Below are 16,175 nucleotides of genomic sequence, written 5' to 3' on the forward strand. Positions count from 1 at the left end.
GTGCCGCCTCCGGGTAGTTACCTACCTGTGAGGTGGTCAAAAAGAGACCAGTCGTCTTGACTGTCCGGGGGCGCAGGCTTACACTTGCGTCCCTTAAATTTTACCCCCTGCACAGGGGGTAAGTTTCATTGATATGGTTTTTTGGAGTTTGCTTACATGGCAACGATTAATCAGTTGGTGCGTAAGCCTCGTAAACGCAAGGTAGCCAAGAGCGATGTCCCTGCTCTCCAGGCCTGCCCTCAGCGCCGTGGTGTGTGCACTCGTGTGTATACCACAACGCCGAAGAAGCCGAACTCAGCACTGCGTAAAGTGTGCCGTGTTCGCCTGACCAACGGCTTCGAGGTTTCCTCATACATTGGTGGTGAAGGTCACAACCTTCAGGAGCACAGTGTTGTGCTGATCCGTGGCGGTCGAGTAAAAGACCTTCCGGGTGTGCGCTATCACACTGTTCGCGGAACACTGGACACCCAGGGTGTGCAGAACCGCAAGCAGGGCCGCTCCAAGTACGGTGCAAAACGACCCAAGTCCTGATCTCCCGGACGGGTGCCTTTTATCGTTGCTTGTCAGAACGGTAAGAGTAAGGCTGAGTAGCATTTGCTATCTCAGGGGTTCCTGAAGACCTTTTGGATATATAAGGGCTTATCGATGCCTAGAAGAAGAGTTGCAGCAAAACGGGAAATTATCCCGGATCCCAAATTCGGCAGCGCACGTCTTGCCAAGTTCATCAATCATGTGATGGAAAGTGGCAAGAAGTCGGTTGCAGAGCGCATTGTTTACGGCGCGCTGGACATTGTTGCCGAGAAATCAAAAGAAGAGCCGATCAACATGTTCGAGAAGGCCCTGGAAAACATCCAGCCGATGGTTGAGGTCAAGTCCCGTCGTGTGGGTGGTGCTACCTACCAGGTGCCGGTAGAGGTGCGGCCTTCCCGTCAGAACGCGCTGGCGATGCGCTGGCTCGTCGAATATTCTCGGAAGCGCGGTGAGAAGTCCATGGCGCAGCGTCTGGCTGGTGAAATTCTGGACGCCGCTGACAGCAAAGGCTCCGCTGTTAAGAAGCGCGAAGACGTTCACCGCATGGCAGAAGCCAACAAGGCGTTCTCTCACTTCCGTTTCTAATCAGCCGAGGTTTATACAGTGGCACGCAAGACTCCTATCAAGCGTTACAGAAACATTGGTATTTGTGCGCACGTTGATGCGGGCAAAACCACAACCACCGAGCGGGTCCTGTTCTACACAGGTATTTCCCACAAAATCGGTGAGGTTCATGATGGTGCGGCTACCATGGACTGGATGGAGCAGGAGCAGGAGCGTGGTATTACCATTACCTCAGCTGCGACGACCTGTTTCTGGCAGGGCATGGACAAGCAGTATCCGGAGCACAGGATCAATATCATCGACACCCCGGGGCACGTTGACTTTACCATCGAGGTAGAGCGTTCCTTGCGCGTACTCGACGGTGCTGTTGTGGTGTTCTGCGGCTCCTCCGGTGTTGAGCCTCAGTCCGAGACCGTGTGGCGTCAGGCCAACAAGTACGAAGTTCCCCGCATGGTGTTCGTCAACAAGATGGACCGTGCCGGTGCCAACTTCCTGCGGGTTGTTGACCAGATCAAGAACCGTCTGGGTGCAAGCGCGGTTCCCATTCAGTTGCCGATCGGTTCCGAAGACAAATTCGCCGGAATCGTCGACCTGATCCGTAACAAGGCGATCTACTGGAATGAAGACGATTCCGGTGCTACTTATGATCAGAGAGACGTTCCCGAGGATATGGTCGAAGAAGTCGCCATGTATCGCGAGCAGATGATGGAAGCTGCGGCGGAAGCCAACGAAGAGTTGATGGAGAAGTACCTCGAAGAAGGTGAGCTGTCTGTCGACGAGATCAAGAAGGGTCTGCGCCTGCGCACCCTGGCCAACGAAATCGTTGTTGCCACCTGCGGCTCCGCGTTCAAGAACAAGGGCGTCCAGGCGGTTCTGGACTCCGTTATCGAATTCCTGCCGGCTCCGGACGAAGTAAAAGCCATTCGGGGTGAGGTAGACGAAGACGGCACCGAAGAAACCCGTCCGGTCGATGACGAGGCGCCGTTTGCGGCTCTGGCCTTCAAGATTGCGACTGATCCGTTTGTGGGTACCCTGACCTTTTTTCGGGTGTACTCTGGCAAGCTGGAATCCGGCAATGCCGTCTACAACTCTGTGAAGGGCAAGAAGGAGCGTGTCGGCCGTATGGTTCAGATGCACTCCAAAGATCGCCAGGAGATCAAAGAGGTTCTGGCGGGTGATATAGCTGCGGCCATCGGCCTGAAGAGTGTCACCACGGGTGACACTCTGTGCGACGAAAATCACAAGATTGTCCTTGAGCGTATGGAATTCCCTGAGCCGGTAATTTCTGTGGCGGTTGAGCCGAAGTCAAAGGCGGACCAGGAGAAGATGGGTGTTGCTTTGGGCAAACTGGCCCAGGAAGATCCGTCATTCCGGGTGCGTACCGACGAGGAATCCGGGCAGACCATTATCTCTGGCATGGGTGAGCTTCACCTGGATATCATCGTTGACCGCATGCGTCGCGAGTTCAAGGTTGAAGCCAACATTGGCAAGCCGCAGGTGGCGTATCGTGAGTGCATCCGCAAGCCGGTAGACGTCGAAGGCAAGTTTGTTCGGCAGTCTGGTGGTCGCGGTCAGTATGGTCACGTCAAGATCAAGCTTGAGCCGCTGCCGCTGGACGATGAAGATGGCGAAAACTTTATCTTCGTGAATGAGATTGTTGGTGGTGTGGTTCCGAAGGAATACATCCCGGCAGTCCAGCAGGGTATTTCCGAGCAGATGCAGAACGGCTGTCTGGCCGGCTATCCGCTGCTGCGCATTAAGGCGACCCTGTATGACGGCTCGTATCACGATGTTGACTCCAACGAGATGGCTTTCAAGGTCGCCGGCTCCATGGCGATGAAGAAAGGTGCCCTGGAAGCCAATCCCGCGCTTCTCGAGCCCATCATGAAAGTTGAAGTCGTCAGCCCTGAGGATTACATGGGCGATGTCGTCGGTGATTTGAACCGTCGTCGCGGCCTGATTCAGGGTATGGATGAAGGCCCTTCGGGTAAAATCATCCGCGCAGAAGTTCCGTTGTCGGAGATGTTCGGTTACGCCACTGACCTGCGTTCAGCGACTCAGGGTCGGGCGTCTTATGCGATGGAGTTCTCCCGCTATATGGAAGCTCCTTCGAACATTGCCGAAGCGATCATTAAAAAGGGTTGATCCCCAGGACTTAAGAAACAGGAAGAGGTGTAACCGTGTCTAAATCTAAATTTGAGCGTAATAAGCCGCACTTGAACGTGGGCACCATTGGTCACGTTGATCATGGCAAGACCACTCTGACAGCAGCCCTGACGCGCGTGTGTCACGAAGTCTGGGGTACGGGCGAGAGCCGTGCGTTTGACCAGATTGACAACGCCCCGGAAGAGCGTGCGCGTGGTATTACCATTGCGACCTCTCACGTGGAGTACGATTCCCCGGCCCGTCACTACGCTCACGTAGACTGCCCGGGCCACGCGGATTATGTTAAGAACATGATCACCGGTGCGGCCCAGATGGACGGCGCTATCCTGGTTTGCTCGGCAGCGGACGGTCCCATGCCGCAGACTCGTGAGCATATCCTGCTGTCCCGTCAGGTGGGCGTGCCTTACATCGTTGTGTTCCTGAACAAGGCGGACATGGTTGACGATGAAGAGCTGCTTGAGCTGGTCGAGATGGAAGTTCGTGATCTGCTGAGCCAGTACGACTTCCCGGGTGACGACACGCCGATCATTACCGGTTCTGCGCTGATGGCGCTGGAAGGCAAAGACGACAACGAGATGGGTACGACTGCGGTCAGGAAGCTGGTGGAAGCCCTGGACGAGTACATCCCTGAGCCGGAGCGTGCGATTGATCAGCCGTTCCTGATGCCGATTGAGGACGTCTTCTCCATCTCCGGTCGTGGTACGGTGGTAACCGGTCGTGTTGAGCGTGGCATCGTCAAGGTGGGTGACGAAGTGGAAATCGTGGGTATCAAGGATACCGTGAAGACCACCTGTACCGGCGTTGAAATGTTCCGCAAGCTGCTGGACGAAGGTCGTGCTGGTGAGAATGTGGGTGTTCTGCTGCGTGGAACCAAGCGTGACGACGTTGAGCGTGGTCAGGTTCTGTGTGTGCCGGGCTCCATCAAGCCGCACACCAAGTTCGAGTGTGAAGTGTACGTGTTGTCCAAGGAAGAGGGGGGGCGTCATACGCCGTTCTTCAAGGGTTACCGTCCGCAGTTCTACTTCCGTACCACCGACGTAACGGGTTCCTGTGAACTGCCGGAAGGTGTGGAAATGGTTATGCCGGGTGACAACGTGAAGATGAGTGTTACCCTGATTGCTCCGATCGCCATGGAAGATGGTCTGCGCTTCGCGATTCGCGAAGGCGGCCGTACCGTTGGTGCCGGCGTGGTCTCCAAGATCATCGAGTAATTCGCTCGTTTGGTCCGGAAAAAGGGGCTGAAATATCAGCCCCTTTTTCTGTTAAAGCCGCATATGTCACCCAACCGTGTCAATCTGCGTGGCAGTTGACACGGTTGGGCATTATGCATACAATGCGGCTCCTTTTTTTGAAGGTCGGCTAACAGTAGCTGCTACGAGTGGAGTTTGGTGCATCATGCAAAGCCAAAAAATTCGAATCCGGTTGAAGGCGTTTGATTATCGCCTTATCGACCAGTCCACGCAGGAGATCGTCGATACCGCCAAGCGGACCGGTGCTCAGGTGCGTGGGCCTATTCCTCTGCCGACGCGGAAGGAAAAGTACACAATATTGGTCTCTCCGCACGTTAATAAAGACGCGCGAGATCAATACGAAATTCGTACTCACAAGCGTCTGCTCGACATCGTCGAGCCGACGGAGAAGACAGTGGATGCTTTGATGAAGCTGGACCTGGCAGCAGGTGTAGACGTTCAGATCAGCCTCGGCTAATACCTGCCCGGTATCAGTCTGTGTAACTGTCATAAGGCCATAGAGGGTGAGAGCCCCGTACACTTAAGAGGTGAAACATGGCAATTGGTGTTGTCGGTCGCAAGGCCGGTATGACCCGTATTTTTACGGAAGACGGGCAGGCGCTGCCCGTGACGGTAATCGAGGTTGAGCCCAACCGGATTACCCAACTTAAGACTCTTGAAAGCGATGGCTACCGTGCCGTTCAGGTCACCGTGGGCACTCGTCGTTCCTCCCGTGTAACCAAGAGTGAAGCTGGCCACTTTGCCAAGGCAGGCGTTGAAGCCGGTCGTGGTATATGGGAATTCCGCCTGGCTGATGGCGAAGGTGATGACCTGGCCGCCGGTGGCGAGATTACAGCTTCCGTCTTTGCAGACGGTCAGGTAGTTGACGCCACCGGACAGTCCAAAGGTAAGGGTTTTCAGGGCGGCGTCAAGCGCTGGAACTTCTCCATGCAGGACGCTACCCACGGTAACTCCCTCTCTCACCGTGCTCCGGGCTCCATTGGTCAGAACCAGACTCCGGGTAAGGTATTCAAGGGCAAAAAGATGGCGGGCCAGATGGGTAACGCGCAGGTTACCGTGCAGAACCTGAAAATTGTCCGTGTCGACGCCGAGCGCAACCTGCTGCTGGTGAGTGGTGCCGTACCCGGCGCAACTGGCGGCGATGTTGTCATCAAGCCTGCAGTTAAAGCCTGAGGAGCGGTGCGATGGAATTGACTATTACAGGTAGCGGCAAGGGAATCTCGGTTTCCGACGCCGCGTTCGCCAAAGATTTTAACGAGTCGCTGGTTCACCAGGTTGTTACTGCTTACATGGCAGCTGGCCGCCAGGGTACCAAGGCTCAGAAGACGCGTTCCGAAGTTAGCGGTGGCGGTAAAAAGCCATGGCGTCAGAAGGGTACCGGTCGTGCCCGTGCCGGTACGATTCGTAGCCCGATCTGGCGCTCCGGGGGCGTTACCTTCGCTGCAAAGCCCCGTAGTTTCGAGCAGAAGGTTAACCGCAAGATGTACCGCGCAGCGATGCGCTCCATTTTTTCCGAGCTGGTTCGCCAGGAGCGGCTGGTTGTTGTTGACGACATGAGCGTTGACAGCCCCAAGACCAAGGCATTCAACGCCCGGCTGAAGGACATCGGTGTGACCAATGCACTGATTCTGTCCGACAATGTCGAACAGAATCTGCACCTGGCATCACGCAACATTCCGCACATTGACGTGCGCGATATTGCTGGCCTGGATCCGGTTAGCCTGGTTTCCTTCGAGAAGGTCGTTGTCACTGTTCCCGCTCTGAAGAAGATCGAGGAGATGCTGGGATGAATCAGGAACGCATTTATCAGGTCCTGCTTGGGCCGCACGTATCGGAAAAAGCTTCTCTGGTGGCCGAGCACGGCCAGGTTGTTTTCCGGGTTGCCCCGGATGCCACCAAGCCCGAGATCAAGAAAGCCGTTGAGCAGCTGTTCAACGTCACCGTCGAAGGTGTTCAGGTTCTGAACCGAAAGGGTAAGCTCAAGCGCACCACCCGCGGGTTCGGCAAGCGTAATGACATTCGTAAGGCTTACGTAAAGCTGGCTGAAGGTCAGGACATCGATTTTCTGGATGTGGAATAAGGTAAAGGGGTCGTAATATGCCGATCGTCAAAACCAAACCAACATCTGCCGGACGCCGTCACGTTGTAAAGCTTTACAACCCGGACCTGTACACTGGGCGCCCTTACGAACCGTTGGTAGAAAGAAAGAACAAGACGGGTGGTCGTAACAATGTAGGCCGAATTACAACCCGTCACGTGGGTGGTGGCCACAAGAAGCACTACCGTGTTATCGATTTCAAGCGGACCAAAGATGGTATCCCGGCGGTCATTGAGCGCCTGGAATACGATCCTAACCGCTCTGCGCACATTGCACTGCTGAAGTACGCCGATGGCGAGCGTCGCTACATTATCGCTCCCAAGGGTGTCCAGATCGGTGATCCTGTGCGCTCCGGTATCGACGCGCCGATCAAAGTGGGCAGCACGCTGCCGCTCCGGAATATTCCGGTCGGTTCCGTGGTTCACTGCGTCGAACTCAAACCTGGTAAAGGTGCACAGCTGGCCCGTTCTGCGGGCGCATCCGTACAGCTGGTTGCCCGGGAAGGTGCTTATGCCACCATCCGCCTGCGCTCAGGTGAAATGCGAAAGGTGCTTGTAGATTGCCGTGCCACGCTGGGTGAGGTATCCAACAGCGAACACAGCCTCAAGCAGCTTGGTAAAGCGGGTGCATCACGCTGGCGCGGCAAACGGCCAACCGTACGTGGTGTTGCTATGAACCCAGTTGACCACCCGCATGGTGGTGGTGAAGGGCGTACCTCTGGCGGGCGTCACCCGGTTACTCCGTGGGGTGTTCCGACCAAAGGACATAAGACTCGTAAGAACAAGCGTACTGACAAGATGATAGTACGTCGTCGTTCGGCCAAGTAAACGACTACATAGAGGTAATTGCTGTGCCACGTTCTTTGAAGAAAGGTCCTTTTATAGACCTGCATCTGTTGAAGAAGGTCGAGGCAGCTCTGGAAGCTAATGACAAGCGGCCGATCAAAACCTGGTCGCGTCGGTCAACAGTTTTTCCGGAGATGGTAGGCCTGACCATTGCAGTCCACAACGGCAAGCAGCACGTGCCGGTTTATGTCACCGAAGATATGGTTGGGCATAAGCTGGGTGAGTTCGCGGCAACGCGTACTTATCGTGGTCATGCGGCCGACAAGAAAGCTAAACGCTGATTGTGAGGTAATAGAAATGGAAGTAGCAGCCAAGTACAAGGGCGCTCGCCTCTCAGCTCAGAAAGCACGTCTTGTCGCTGACCAAGTGCGCGGCAAGGCGGTTGAGGACGCCCTGAACATTCTGACTTTCAGCCCGAAAAAGGCGGCAACAGTCATCAAGAAAGCTCTTGAGTCTGCCATCGCCAACGCTGAGCACAACGAAGGTCTGGACGTTGACGAACTGCGGGTTTCCACTGTGATGGTGGATGAGGGTCCGACGCTCAAGCGAATCAAAGCTCGAGCCAAGGGGCGCGCTGACCGGATTTTCAAGCGCACCTGCCATATCACCGTCAAGGTCGCCGACAAGTAGGAGATGCTCAGATGGGTCATAAAGTAAATCCAACCGGCATGCGTCTGGGTGTGATAAAAGAGCACAACTCAGTCTGGTATGCCGACAAAAAGGAATACGCGAAAAACCTGCTGAATGACATTCAGGTTCGTGAATTCCTCGACAAGCGTCTGGTGAAGGCGTCTGTCAGCAAGATTGTGATCGAGCGCCCTGCTCAGAACGCCCGTATCACGATCCATACTGCCCGTCCCGGTATTGTTATCGGTAAGAAGGGTGAAGATGTTGATCGTCTGCGTCGCGAAGTCAGCGACATGATGGGTGTGCCTGTGCATATCAACATCGAAGAAGTCCGCAAGCCGGACCTGGATGCCCGCTTGGTAGCGCAAAACGTTGCCGGCCAGCTGGAGCGTCGTGTGATGTTCCGTCGCGCTATGAAGCGTGCGGTACAGAACGCCATGCGCCAGGGCGCCAAGGGTATCAAGATCCAGGTGGGCGGTCGTCTCGGGGGTGCTGAAATTGCGCGTTCCGAGTGGTATCGCGAAGGTCGTGTACCTCTGCACACTCTGCGTGCAGATATTGATTACGCAACCTACGAAGCGCATACCACTTACGGCGTAATCGGCGTCAAGGTATGGATCTTCAAAGGTGAGATTCTTGGTGGTATGGAGCAGGTCCGTGCTGACAAGAAAGCCTCTGGGAAGAAAGGTTCTAAGTAAAGGGGCACTCTTATGCTGCAACCAAAACGCACCAAATTTCGCAAGGTAATGAAAGGCCGCAATACCGGTCTTGCTCACCGCGCCAACAAGGTGAGCTTCGGTGAATACGGATTGAAGGCCACGAGCCGTGGGCGTATAACTGCGCGCCAGATTGAAGCGGCGCGTCGTACCATGACTCGTCGCATCAAGCGGGGCGGTAAGATCTGGATCCGGGTCTTCCCGGACAAGCCGATCACCGGAAAGCCGCTTGAAGTTCGAATGGGTAAAGGTAAGGGTTCTGTCGAGTATTGGGTGGCTGAAATCCAGCCAGGCCGCATGCTCTACGAGATGGAAGGTGTCGCCGAAGACGTGGCACGTGAAGCCTTCTCACTCGCTGCGGCCAAATTGCCGGTACAGACCACCTTTGTAACGAGGACGGTGATGTGATGAAAGCAACAGAGCTGCGTGAAAAATCCGTCGAGGAGCTGAACAAAGAGTTGATCGACCTCCTGAAGGAGCAGTTCAACCTGCGCATGCGCAAGGCGACAGGTCAGCTGAATCAGTCTCATCTTCTCGCCAAGGTGAAGCGCGACATCGCTCGCGTGAAAACAGTATTGAATGACAAGGCAGGACAGTGACATGACTGAAGCTACCCAAACTGCCAGAACTCTGAGCGGCAAGGTCGTGAGCAACAAGATGGAGAAATCCATTGTGGTGCTGGTCGAACGTCAGGTGAAACACCCGCTGTACGGTAAGTACATGAAGCGTTCAACCAAGATCCATGCTCACGATGAGAGCAATCAGTGCAACATCGGCGACACTGTGACCATCCAGGAAACCCGTCCGGTCTCCAAGACCAAGAGTTGGGCCCTGGTGGAAGTCACCGAACGTGCATCCAAGGTGTAATTCGCCCGGAGAACAACCATGATTCAGACTCAAACAATGCTTGAAGTCGCGGATAACAGCGGTGCGCGTCAGGTGATGTGCATCAAGGTCCTGGGCGGTTCACATCGGCGTTATGCCAGCGTAGGGGATATCATCAAGGTGACCGTCAAGGAAGCCATCCCCCGCGGTAAAGTGAAGAAAGGCCAGGTCCTGAAAGCTGTCGTGGTGCGCACCCGCAAGGGTGTTCGCCGTCCCGACGGTTCGCTGATCCGTTTCGACGGAAACGCGGCAGTACTTCTGAACAATCAGGACGCTCCTATTGGTACCCGTATCTTCGGACCGGTTACCCGTGAACTGCGTAATGAAAAGTTCATGAAAATTATCTCACTGGCACCCGAAGTACTTTAAAGGACCAGAGGCCGGTTATGAAAAAGATCAAACGAGATGACGAAGTAATCGTCACTACGGGGAAAGATAAAGGCAAACGTGGTAAAGTCCTGAAGGTTCAGGACGATGGTCGTATGGTTGTTTCCGGGATCAACATGATCAAGAAGCACACCAAGCCGAACCCGATGCTGGGCTCCCCAGGTGGCATCGTCGAAAAAGAAGCACCTATCCAGGCTTCCAACGTGGCTATTTTTAATCCGCAGACCGGCAAAGCCGATCGTGTAGGCTTCCAGACCAGGGAAGACGGCGCGAAAGTGCGGATCTTTAAGTCCACGAACGAAGCTGTCGATAACCAGTAAGCGGTGGTGGTTACGATGCTTAACAGTAAAGAGCAGTACAGTAAGGAAGTGGTACCCGCCCTGCAGAAAGAGTTCGGTTACAAGAACGTGATGCAGGTGCCGCGTATCGAAAAGATCACCCTTAACATGGGTGTCGGCGAAGCGGTTGGTGACAAAAAGCTGATTGAAAATGCCGTGGCGGATCTTGAGCGCCTGGCAGGTCAGAAAGTGGTTGTTACCAAGGCACGTAAATCCGTTGCGGGTTTCAAGATCCGTGAAGGTTGGCCTATCGGCTGTAAAGTCACCCTGCGTGGCGAGCGTATGTGGGATTTCTTTGATCGCCTGGTTCACATTGCGGTTCCCCGCATTCGTGACTTCCGGGGTCTGAATCCCAAGTCGTTCGACGGTCGCGGTAACTACAGCATGGGTGTGCGTGAGCAGATCATTTTCCCCGAGATCGAGTACGACAGAGTCGACAAGATCCGTGGTCTGGACATCACCATTACCACCACTGCCGGTACCGACGATGAAGGTCGCGAACTGTTGAAAGCCTTTGGCTTTCCGTTCAGGAAATAAGGAACGAGTGTAATGGCTAAGGTTTCCATGAAGAACCGTGAGCTTAAGCGCGAGCAGACTGTTGCGAAATTTGCAGCAAAGCGTGCTGAACTCAAGGCGATTATCAAGAACCCGAATACCAGCGATGGTGACCGTTGGAATGCACAGATGAAGCTTCAGCAGCTTCCTCGCGATGCATCCCCTTCGCGTCTTCGTAATCGTTGCCAGGTGACTGGTCGGCCCCACGGCGTTCTGCGCAAGTTCGAGCTTTCACGGATCAAACTCCGTGAATACGGCATGCGCGGTGACGTTCCGGGCCTGACCAAGGCAAGCTGGTAAGATAGGCACTCTGACCCCGGTCAGGTGCCTGTTGGTAAGCGGTGCGGCACGCCGCTGCACAACTAAAAAGATCAGGAGCCTCATACCAATGAGTATGCAAGACACGCTTGCGGATATGTTTACCCGTATCCGTAATGCACAGATGGCATCAAAAGCAGACGTTGCGATGCCGTCTTCAAAGATGAAGATCTCCGTAGCCCAGGTCCTTAAGGACGAAGGTTACGTTGACGATTTTTCCGTTTCAGCCGACGCGAAGCCCGAGCTGACGATCACTCTGAAGTACTTCGGTGGCAAGCCGGTTATTGAAGAGATCAAACGGGTCAGCCGTCCGAGTCTGCGCCAGTACAAAGGCGCTGGGGAACTGCCGAAAGTATCCGGTGGTCTGGGAGTCGCGATTGTCTCAACGTCCAAGGGCGTTATGACAGACCGCGCCGCACGTGCTGCCGGCGTGGGTGGCGAAGTCATCTGCACCGTATTCTAGGAGAACCACATGTCCAGGGTTGCCAATAATCCTGTCGTGCTGCCTTCCGGTGTTGAGGTTAAGCTGAACGGACAGGAAATCAATGTGAAGGGCGCCAGGGGAGCGCTTCAAATCACCATTCACCAGGCGGTTGAAGTAAAGCAGGAAGAAAACCTTCTGCGCTTTGCGGCTCGCGATGGTGCTAAACAGTCCCGCGCTCTTGCTGGTACTACTCGTGCACTGGTCAACAACATGGTGACCGGTGTCTCCACAGGCTGGGAACGTAAACTTCAGCTGACGGGCGTAGGTTACCGTGCCCAGGCGCAAGGTAAGAAGCTCAACCTGACACTGGGTTTTTCCCATCCGGTCGAGTATGAGCTGCCCGAGGGGATTACCGCAGAAACTCCGTCCAATACGGAAGTTGTGATTCGCGGTATCGACAAGCAACAGGTTGGCCAGGTCGCTGCGGAAGTCCGCGCGTTCCGTCCGCCCGAGCCATACAAGGGCAAGGGTGTTCGTTATGCGGATGAGCAGGTCAGACGCAAAGAAGCCAAGAAGAAATAAGGCGGGACTATGAGCGCGAATAACGAAAGATTGCGTCGCGCACGCAAAGTGCGCATGAAGATCCGTGAGCTGGGTGCCAATCGCCTGTGCGTGCATCGCACACCGCGTCACATGTACGCCCAGGTCACGACTGCAGATGGCAGCAAGGTTATTGCCACTGCCTCCACGTTGGATAAGGAACTGCGCCAGGGTGCAACCGGTAACGTGGACGCTGCCAAGAAGGTCGGTCAGTTGATTGCTGAGCGTGCCAAGGCGGCAGGTGTTGAGCAGGTTGCTTTTGACCGCTCCGGTTACCGTTATCACGGCCGTGTCCAGGCGTTGGCCGACGCAGCCCGTGAAGCTGGCTTGCAATTCTAAGAGGTGGAGAAGATGAGCGTTAACGAACAGAAGGCGCCTGAGCTCCAGGAGAAGCTGGTTCAGGTCAATCGCGTCGCCAAGGTAGTTAAAGGCGGCCGTATTTTCGCCTTCACCGCACTGACTGTAGTGGGTGATGGTAAAGGTCGCGTTGGTTTCGGTCGTGGCAAGGCGCGTGAAGTGCCGGTTGCTATCCAGAAAGCCATGGAAGCTGCACGCAAGAATATGATAGAGGTTCCGCTGGACGGCACCACTCTGCAATACCCGGTCAAGGCTCAGCATGGCGGCTCCAAGGTCTACATGCAGCCTGCGTCCGAAGGTACGGGTATCATCGCCGGCGGTGCGATGCGTGCGGTACTGGAAGTTGCGGGTGTTCAGAACGTACTGTCCAAGTGTTACGGGTCTACCAACCCGGTGAACGTAGTACGTTCCACCATCAAGGGGCTCCAGGCGACACAGGCGCCTGAAGATATTGCAGCCAAGCGCGGTAAGACCGTGGAAGAGATTCTGGGTTGAAGTCATGGTGAACGCAAACACGATCAAAGTAACTCTGACCCGCAGCCCCATCGGCTGCCAGCCCAAGCACAAACTGTGTGTGAGGGGCCTGGGTCTTCGTAAAATCGGTCACACCGTGGAAGTGGAAGATACACCTTCCATCCGCGGCATGATCAACCGGGTTGATTACCTGGTTCGGGTTGAGGAGAACTAAGATGCGTCTGAACGAACTTAGTCCAGAACCCGGTTCACGTCCGGCCGCCAGGCGCGTTGGTCGTGGTATCGGTAGTGGTCTCGGTAAAACCGGTGGTCGCGGTCACAAGGGTCTGAAGGCCCGGTCCGGCGGCAGCGTAGCGCCTGGTTTTGAGGGCGGTCAGCAGCCGTTGGCCCGTCGTCTGCCGAAGTTCGGCTTCACGTCTCGCCAGCAGCGTTATGTTGCCGAAATTCGCCTGAACGAACTGGCGAAGGTTGAAGGCGATGTGGTTGATCTCGAGGCCCTGAAGAAGGCAGATATCATTCGTGAAGAAATTCGCGAAGCCAAGGTTATCCTGTCCGGCGAACTGAGCCGTGCGGTAACCGTCAAGGGACTTCGGGTAACCAAAGGCGCGCGCGAGGCAATTTCTGCCGCGGGTGGTAAAGTCGAAGACTAAGGCGAGTCGAGGACTAAATGGCCAAGAACGCATCGTTGCCTGCGGGCGCGGGTAAAGGACTGGCAGAGCTGCGATCACGGCTCTGGTTTGTCTTCCTGGCATTGCTGGTGTACCGGATCGGTGCCCACATTCCGGTGCCGGGTATCAACCCGGACCGTCTGGCGGCACTGTTTGAACAGAATCAGGGCACAATCCTGAGCATGTTCAACATGTTTTCCGGTGGTGCGCTTGAGCGCATGAGTATCTTCGCTCTCGGTATCATGCCGTATATCTCGGCCTCGATTATCATGCAGCTCATGACTGCGGTCAGTCCGCAGCTTGAGCAGCTGAAGAAAGAGGGAGAAGCTGGTCGTCGCAAGATCAGCCAGTACACGCGGTACGGTACGGTTATCCTCGCCCTGGTTCAGGGCGCTGGTATCTCTGTCGGTCTGGCATCGCAGGGTGTCACTTTCAATGATAGCTTCAGCTTCCACTTTGTGGCGGTTGTGTCCTTTGTCAGTGGCGCCGTGTTCATGATGTGGCTGGGTGAGCAGATCACCGAGCGGGGCGTAGGCAACGGCATTTCACTGCTGATTTTTGCGGGGATCGTGGCTGGCCTGCCCGGAGCAATCGGCCAGACGCTGGAGCAGGCGCGGAACGGTGAGATGAGCGTGCTGCTGGTTCTTGGTATTGGCGTTCTGGCGATTGCTGTCATTGGCTTCGTGGTCTTTATGGAGCGTGGGCAACGTCGGCTGACCATTAACTATGCCAAGCGGCAACAGGGTCGTCGGGTGTTCGCCCAGCAATCCAGTCACTTGCCGCTCAAGGTGAACATGGCCGGTGTTATTCCGCCCATTTTCGCGTCTTCCATCCTGCTGTTCCCGGCGTCGATCGGCCAGTGGTTTGGTCAGGGTGAGGGCATGGAATGGCTCAGCGATGTGTCGCAGGCGCTTGCTCCCAGTCAGCCGTTGTACATTATCCTGTTTGCAGCAGCAGTGGTCTTTTTCTGCTTCTTCTACACAGCCCTGATGTATAACCCGAAAGAAGTTGCGGATAACCTCAAGCGCTCTGGCGCCTTTATTCCGGGCATCCGTCCTGGTGATCAGACCGCCAAGTATATTGATGGTGTGCTGACCCGCCTGACGCTGTTCGGTGCAATGTACATTGCAGCAGTGTCCCTGTTTCCTCAGTTCCTGATGGTGGCCGGGAATATACCGTTCTATCTGGGTGGTACCTCACTGCTGATTGTTGTAGTCGTGGTGATGGATTTCATGGCGCAGGTTCAGTCGCACCTGATGTCCCATCAGTATGAATCGCTGATGAAGAAGTCCAATCTCAAGGGCTATGGTCGGAACGGTTAACCCCGTTCCCCTTGAAAACTGGAGTCGACAATGAAAGTACGCGCTTCGGTAAAGAAAATTTGCCGTAACTGCAAAGTAATTCGTCGCAATGGCTCGGTACGGGTCATTTGCTCGGAGCCTCGCCACAAGCAACGCCAGGGCTGATCCGCATCGGATCCGGAACTGACATTGTAGAGGGTACGAATAATAGCGCTTGACCCCAGCGGGGGTCAGGCGCTATTATTTCGCGCCCTTTTATAGTGGCGGAAAATTCACACAGCAAAGCTTTGAACGCGGAGTAATTTGGATGGCACGTATAGCCGGTGTCAATATACCCGATCACAAACATGCTGTTATCTCGCTGACCTACATCTTTGGTGTTGGCAAGACAACAGCCCAGAAGCTTTGCGACGCAACCGGTGTCAAACCGGACGTCAAGGTCAAGGACCTGAGCGACGAGCAGCTTGAAGCACTTCGTACGGAAGTGGGCAAGGTGTCTGTCGAGGGCGACCTGCGTCGTGAAGTACAGATGAACATCAAGCGTTTGAAGGATCTCGGATGTCACCGTGGTCTGCGCCATCGTCATGGCCTTCCGGTCCGTGGCCAGCGCACCAAGACCAACGCACGCACCCGTAAAGGTCCTCGCAAACCTATTCGTAAGTAACAGGTAGGCAATCATGGCAAAGCCAGGTACACGTACCCGTAAAAAGGTGAAAAAGACGGTTGTTGATGGCGTCGCGCACATTCACGCGTCCTTCAACAACACTATCGTGACCATTTCCGACCGTCAGGGCAACGTCCTGTCCTGGGCCACCTCCGGTGGTTCCGGTTTCCGTGGGTCACGCAAGAGTACACCTTTTGCTGCGCAGGTAGCAGCTGAAAGAGCCGGTAATGCGGCTGCTGAATACGGCCTTAAAAACCTGGACGTAGAGGTTAAGGGTCCTGGGCCTGGACGTGAATCCGCAGTTCGCGCGCTGAATGCGTGTGGCTACAAGATCACCAACATCACAGATGTGACGCCGATTCCCCATAACGGCTGTCGTCCGCCCAAAAAGCGCCGCGTCTAACACA

Annotated in this window: 29 protein-coding genes; all 29 read left to right on the forward strand. The window is 55.2% G+C overall.

Annotation, left to right across the window (positions count from 1 at the left end; translation table 11 throughout):
- The first annotated feature begins 156 nt into the window (after positions 1-156).
- The 29 genes from rpsL (at position 157) to rpsK (ending at position 16,171) form a co-directional block, all read left to right on the forward strand.
- Positions 157-531, forward strand: a complete 375-nt coding sequence (gene rpsL, locus QPL96_RS17770; RefSeq protein WP_012139854.1) for a 30S ribosomal protein S12 — start codon at positions 157-159, stop codon at positions 529-531.
- 114 nt (positions 532-645) lie between these two features.
- A complete protein-coding gene (gene rpsG, locus QPL96_RS17775; protein ID WP_303288650.1) occupies positions 646-1,116 on the forward strand; it encodes a 30S ribosomal protein S7 in 471 nt (156 codons plus the stop codon).
- Positions 1,117-1,134: 18 nt separating this feature from the next.
- Positions 1,135-3,240: an elongation factor G gene (gene fusA / locus QPL96_RS17780; protein ID WP_303288651.1), complete on the forward strand. Its 2,106-nt coding sequence runs from the start codon at positions 1,135-1,137 to the stop codon at positions 3,238-3,240.
- A 35-nt stretch (positions 3,241-3,275) separates the two neighbouring features.
- A complete protein-coding gene (gene tuf / locus QPL96_RS17785; RefSeq protein ID WP_303288643.1) occupies positions 3,276-4,472 on the forward strand; it encodes an elongation factor Tu in 1,197 nt (398 codons plus the stop codon).
- Positions 4,473-4,656: 184 nt separating this feature from the next.
- The gene (gene rpsJ / locus QPL96_RS17790) at positions 4,657-4,968 is read left to right on the forward strand and encodes a 30S ribosomal protein S10 (protein ID WP_041341420.1); all 312 of its coding nucleotides are present in this window, start codon (positions 4,657-4,659) and stop codon (positions 4,966-4,968) included.
- A gap of 77 nt (positions 4,969-5,045) precedes the next feature.
- A complete protein-coding gene (rplC, locus tag QPL96_RS17795) occupies positions 5,046-5,684 on the forward strand; it encodes a 50S ribosomal protein L3 (RefSeq protein ID WP_303288652.1) in 639 nt (212 codons plus the stop codon).
- 11 nt (positions 5,685-5,695) lie between these two features.
- Positions 5,696-6,301 carry a 50S ribosomal protein L4 gene (rplD, locus tag QPL96_RS17800; protein ID WP_303288653.1) on the forward strand — a complete coding sequence of 202 codons (606 nt, stop codon included), beginning with the start codon at positions 5,696-5,698 and terminating at the stop codon, positions 6,299-6,301.
- Complete coding sequence (rplW, locus tag QPL96_RS17805; RefSeq protein WP_117619470.1) at positions 6,298-6,591, forward strand: 50S ribosomal protein L23; 294 nt, start codon at positions 6,298-6,300, stop codon at positions 6,589-6,591. The genes rplD and rplW overlap by 4 nt, the downstream gene beginning before the upstream one ends.
- Before the next feature lie 17 nt (positions 6,592-6,608).
- Complete coding sequence (rplB, locus tag QPL96_RS17810; RefSeq protein ID WP_303288654.1) at positions 6,609-7,436, forward strand: 50S ribosomal protein L2; 828 nt, start codon at positions 6,609-6,611, stop codon at positions 7,434-7,436.
- A gap of 23 nt (positions 7,437-7,459) precedes the next feature.
- Positions 7,460-7,735 (forward strand): 30S ribosomal protein S19, encoded by a 276-nt coding sequence (rpsS, locus tag QPL96_RS17815; protein ID WP_007154011.1) that lies wholly within the window; start codon positions 7,460-7,462, stop codon positions 7,733-7,735.
- Between the two features lie 16 nt (positions 7,736-7,751).
- Complete coding sequence (gene rplV, locus QPL96_RS17820) at positions 7,752-8,084, forward strand: 50S ribosomal protein L22 (RefSeq protein ID WP_048497742.1); 333 nt, start codon at positions 7,752-7,754, stop codon at positions 8,082-8,084.
- An 11-nt stretch (positions 8,085-8,095) separates the two neighbouring features.
- Positions 8,096-8,779, forward strand: coding sequence for a 30S ribosomal protein S3 (rpsC, locus tag QPL96_RS17825; RefSeq protein ID WP_048497743.1), 684 nt, complete (start codon positions 8,096-8,098; stop codon positions 8,777-8,779).
- A gap of 12 nt (positions 8,780-8,791) precedes the next feature.
- The gene (rplP, locus tag QPL96_RS17830) at positions 8,792-9,205 is read left to right on the forward strand and encodes a 50S ribosomal protein L16 (protein ID WP_303288655.1); all 414 of its coding nucleotides are present in this window, start codon (positions 8,792-8,794) and stop codon (positions 9,203-9,205) included.
- Entirely contained in the window at positions 9,205-9,396 is a 192-nt protein-coding gene (gene rpmC, locus QPL96_RS17835) for a 50S ribosomal protein L29 (protein ID WP_048497745.1), read from the forward strand. Before rplP ends, rpmC begins: the two co-directional genes overlap by 1 nt.
- A gap of 1 nt (position 9,397) precedes the next feature.
- Positions 9,398-9,664 (forward strand): 30S ribosomal protein S17, encoded by a 267-nt coding sequence (gene rpsQ / locus QPL96_RS17840; protein WP_008174879.1) that lies wholly within the window; start codon positions 9,398-9,400, stop codon positions 9,662-9,664.
- Between the two features lie 18 nt (positions 9,665-9,682).
- Positions 9,683-10,051: a 50S ribosomal protein L14 gene (rplN, locus tag QPL96_RS17845; RefSeq protein ID WP_007154005.1), complete on the forward strand. Its 369-nt coding sequence runs from the start codon at positions 9,683-9,685 to the stop codon at positions 10,049-10,051.
- Positions 10,052-10,068: 17 nt separating this feature from the next.
- A complete protein-coding gene (gene rplX, locus QPL96_RS17850; RefSeq protein WP_303288656.1) occupies positions 10,069-10,389 on the forward strand; it encodes a 50S ribosomal protein L24 in 321 nt (106 codons plus the stop codon).
- A gap of 15 nt (positions 10,390-10,404) precedes the next feature.
- Positions 10,405-10,944 carry a 50S ribosomal protein L5 gene (gene rplE, locus QPL96_RS17855; RefSeq protein ID WP_303288657.1) on the forward strand — a complete coding sequence of 180 codons (540 nt, stop codon included), beginning with the start codon at positions 10,405-10,407 and terminating at the stop codon, positions 10,942-10,944.
- Between the two features lie 12 nt (positions 10,945-10,956).
- Positions 10,957-11,262 (forward strand): 30S ribosomal protein S14, encoded by a 306-nt coding sequence (gene rpsN, locus QPL96_RS17860; RefSeq protein ID WP_303288658.1) that lies wholly within the window; start codon positions 10,957-10,959, stop codon positions 11,260-11,262.
- 88 nt (positions 11,263-11,350) lie between these two features.
- On the forward strand, positions 11,351-11,743 hold the full coding sequence (rpsH, locus tag QPL96_RS17865) for a 30S ribosomal protein S8 (protein WP_117619474.1): 393 nt from the start codon (positions 11,351-11,353) through the stop codon (positions 11,741-11,743).
- Between the two features lie 9 nt (positions 11,744-11,752).
- Positions 11,753-12,286 carry a 50S ribosomal protein L6 gene (gene rplF, locus QPL96_RS17870; protein WP_303288659.1) on the forward strand — a complete coding sequence of 178 codons (534 nt, stop codon included), beginning with the start codon at positions 11,753-11,755 and terminating at the stop codon, positions 12,284-12,286.
- A gap of 9 nt (positions 12,287-12,295) precedes the next feature.
- Positions 12,296-12,643, forward strand: a complete 348-nt coding sequence (gene rplR / locus QPL96_RS17875; protein ID WP_303288660.1) for a 50S ribosomal protein L18 — start codon at positions 12,296-12,298, stop codon at positions 12,641-12,643.
- A 12-nt stretch (positions 12,644-12,655) separates the two neighbouring features.
- On the forward strand, positions 12,656-13,156 hold the full coding sequence (gene rpsE / locus QPL96_RS17880) for a 30S ribosomal protein S5 (RefSeq protein ID WP_303288661.1): 501 nt from the start codon (positions 12,656-12,658) through the stop codon (positions 13,154-13,156).
- A gap of 4 nt (positions 13,157-13,160) precedes the next feature.
- Complete coding sequence (gene rpmD / locus QPL96_RS17885; RefSeq protein ID WP_303288662.1) at positions 13,161-13,349, forward strand: 50S ribosomal protein L30; 189 nt, start codon at positions 13,161-13,163, stop codon at positions 13,347-13,349.
- A 1-nt stretch (position 13,350) separates the two neighbouring features.
- Positions 13,351-13,785, forward strand: a complete 435-nt coding sequence (gene rplO / locus QPL96_RS17890; protein ID WP_099619750.1) for a 50S ribosomal protein L15 — start codon at positions 13,351-13,353, stop codon at positions 13,783-13,785.
- Positions 13,786-13,802: 17 nt separating this feature from the next.
- Positions 13,803-15,125, forward strand: coding sequence for a preprotein translocase subunit SecY (secY, locus tag QPL96_RS17895; protein ID WP_303288663.1), 1,323 nt, complete (start codon positions 13,803-13,805; stop codon positions 15,123-15,125).
- Positions 15,126-15,155: 30 nt separating this feature from the next.
- A complete protein-coding gene (rpmJ, locus tag QPL96_RS17900; RefSeq protein ID WP_008174902.1) occupies positions 15,156-15,269 on the forward strand; it encodes a 50S ribosomal protein L36 in 114 nt (37 codons plus the stop codon).
- Positions 15,270-15,411: 142 nt separating this feature from the next.
- Positions 15,412-15,768 carry a 30S ribosomal protein S13 gene (rpsM, locus tag QPL96_RS17905; RefSeq protein ID WP_048497755.1) on the forward strand — a complete coding sequence of 119 codons (357 nt, stop codon included), beginning with the start codon at positions 15,412-15,414 and terminating at the stop codon, positions 15,766-15,768.
- A 13-nt stretch (positions 15,769-15,781) separates the two neighbouring features.
- Positions 15,782-16,171, forward strand: a complete 390-nt coding sequence (rpsK, locus tag QPL96_RS17910) for a 30S ribosomal protein S11 (protein WP_007153992.1) — start codon at positions 15,782-15,784, stop codon at positions 16,169-16,171.
- Positions 16,172-16,175: the final 4 nt, after the last annotated feature.

Origin of the sequence: Marinobacter sp. SS8-8 (genome assembly GCF_030540945.1) — a bacterium.
In the GTDB taxonomy this organism is placed as follows: domain Bacteria; phylum Pseudomonadota; class Gammaproteobacteria; order Pseudomonadales; family Oleiphilaceae; genus Marinobacter.

What these genes read in the sequence shown, in the direction of transcription:
- rpsL (WP_012139854.1), top strand. Translation starts at nt 157, where the DNA reads ATGGCAACGATTAATCAGTTGGTGCGTAAGCCTCGTAAACGCAAGGTA.
- rpsG (WP_303288650.1), top strand. Translation starts at nt 646, where the DNA reads ATGCCTAGAAGAAGAGTTGCAGCAAAACGGGAAATTATCCCGGATCCC.
- rpsJ (WP_041341420.1), top strand. Translation starts at nt 4,657, where the DNA reads ATGCAAAGCCAAAAAATTCGAATCCGGTTGAAGGCGTTTGATTATCGC.
- rplC (WP_303288652.1), top strand. Translation starts at nt 5,046, where the DNA reads ATGGCAATTGGTGTTGTCGGTCGCAAGGCCGGTATGACCCGTATTTTT.
- rplD (WP_303288653.1), top strand. Translation starts at nt 5,696, where the DNA reads ATGGAATTGACTATTACAGGTAGCGGCAAGGGAATCTCGGTTTCCGAC.
- rplW (WP_117619470.1), top strand. Translation starts at nt 6,298, where the DNA reads ATGAATCAGGAACGCATTTATCAGGTCCTGCTTGGGCCGCACGTATCG.
- rplB (WP_303288654.1), top strand. Translation starts at nt 6,609, where the DNA reads ATGCCGATCGTCAAAACCAAACCAACATCTGCCGGACGCCGTCACGTT.
- rplV (WP_048497742.1), top strand. Translation starts at nt 7,752, where the DNA reads ATGGAAGTAGCAGCCAAGTACAAGGGCGCTCGCCTCTCAGCTCAGAAA.
- rpsC (WP_048497743.1), top strand. Translation starts at nt 8,096, where the DNA reads ATGGGTCATAAAGTAAATCCAACCGGCATGCGTCTGGGTGTGATAAAA.
- rplP (WP_303288655.1), top strand. Translation starts at nt 8,792, where the DNA reads ATGCTGCAACCAAAACGCACCAAATTTCGCAAGGTAATGAAAGGCCGC.
- rpmC (WP_048497745.1), top strand. Translation starts at nt 9,205, where the DNA reads ATGAAAGCAACAGAGCTGCGTGAAAAATCCGTCGAGGAGCTGAACAAA.
- rpsQ (WP_008174879.1), top strand. Translation starts at nt 9,398, where the DNA reads ATGACTGAAGCTACCCAAACTGCCAGAACTCTGAGCGGCAAGGTCGTG.
- rplN (WP_007154005.1), top strand. Translation starts at nt 9,683, where the DNA reads ATGATTCAGACTCAAACAATGCTTGAAGTCGCGGATAACAGCGGTGCG.
- rplX (WP_303288656.1), top strand. Translation starts at nt 10,069, where the DNA reads ATGAAAAAGATCAAACGAGATGACGAAGTAATCGTCACTACGGGGAAA.
- rplE (WP_303288657.1), top strand. Translation starts at nt 10,405, where the DNA reads ATGCTTAACAGTAAAGAGCAGTACAGTAAGGAAGTGGTACCCGCCCTG.
- rpsN (WP_303288658.1), top strand. Translation starts at nt 10,957, where the DNA reads ATGGCTAAGGTTTCCATGAAGAACCGTGAGCTTAAGCGCGAGCAGACT.
- rpsH (WP_117619474.1), top strand. Translation starts at nt 11,351, where the DNA reads ATGAGTATGCAAGACACGCTTGCGGATATGTTTACCCGTATCCGTAAT.
- rplF (WP_303288659.1), top strand. Translation starts at nt 11,753, where the DNA reads ATGTCCAGGGTTGCCAATAATCCTGTCGTGCTGCCTTCCGGTGTTGAG.
- rplR (WP_303288660.1), top strand. Translation starts at nt 12,296, where the DNA reads ATGAGCGCGAATAACGAAAGATTGCGTCGCGCACGCAAAGTGCGCATG.
- rpsE (WP_303288661.1), top strand. Translation starts at nt 12,656, where the DNA reads ATGAGCGTTAACGAACAGAAGGCGCCTGAGCTCCAGGAGAAGCTGGTT.
- rpmD (WP_303288662.1), top strand. Translation starts at nt 13,161, where the DNA reads ATGGTGAACGCAAACACGATCAAAGTAACTCTGACCCGCAGCCCCATC.
- rplO (WP_099619750.1), top strand. Translation starts at nt 13,351, where the DNA reads ATGCGTCTGAACGAACTTAGTCCAGAACCCGGTTCACGTCCGGCCGCC.
- secY (WP_303288663.1), top strand. Translation starts at nt 13,803, where the DNA reads ATGGCCAAGAACGCATCGTTGCCTGCGGGCGCGGGTAAAGGACTGGCA.
- rpmJ (WP_008174902.1), top strand. Translation starts at nt 15,156, where the DNA reads ATGAAAGTACGCGCTTCGGTAAAGAAAATTTGCCGTAACTGCAAAGTA.
- rpsM (WP_048497755.1), top strand. Translation starts at nt 15,412, where the DNA reads ATGGCACGTATAGCCGGTGTCAATATACCCGATCACAAACATGCTGTT.
- rpsK (WP_007153992.1), top strand. Translation starts at nt 15,782, where the DNA reads ATGGCAAAGCCAGGTACACGTACCCGTAAAAAGGTGAAAAAGACGGTT.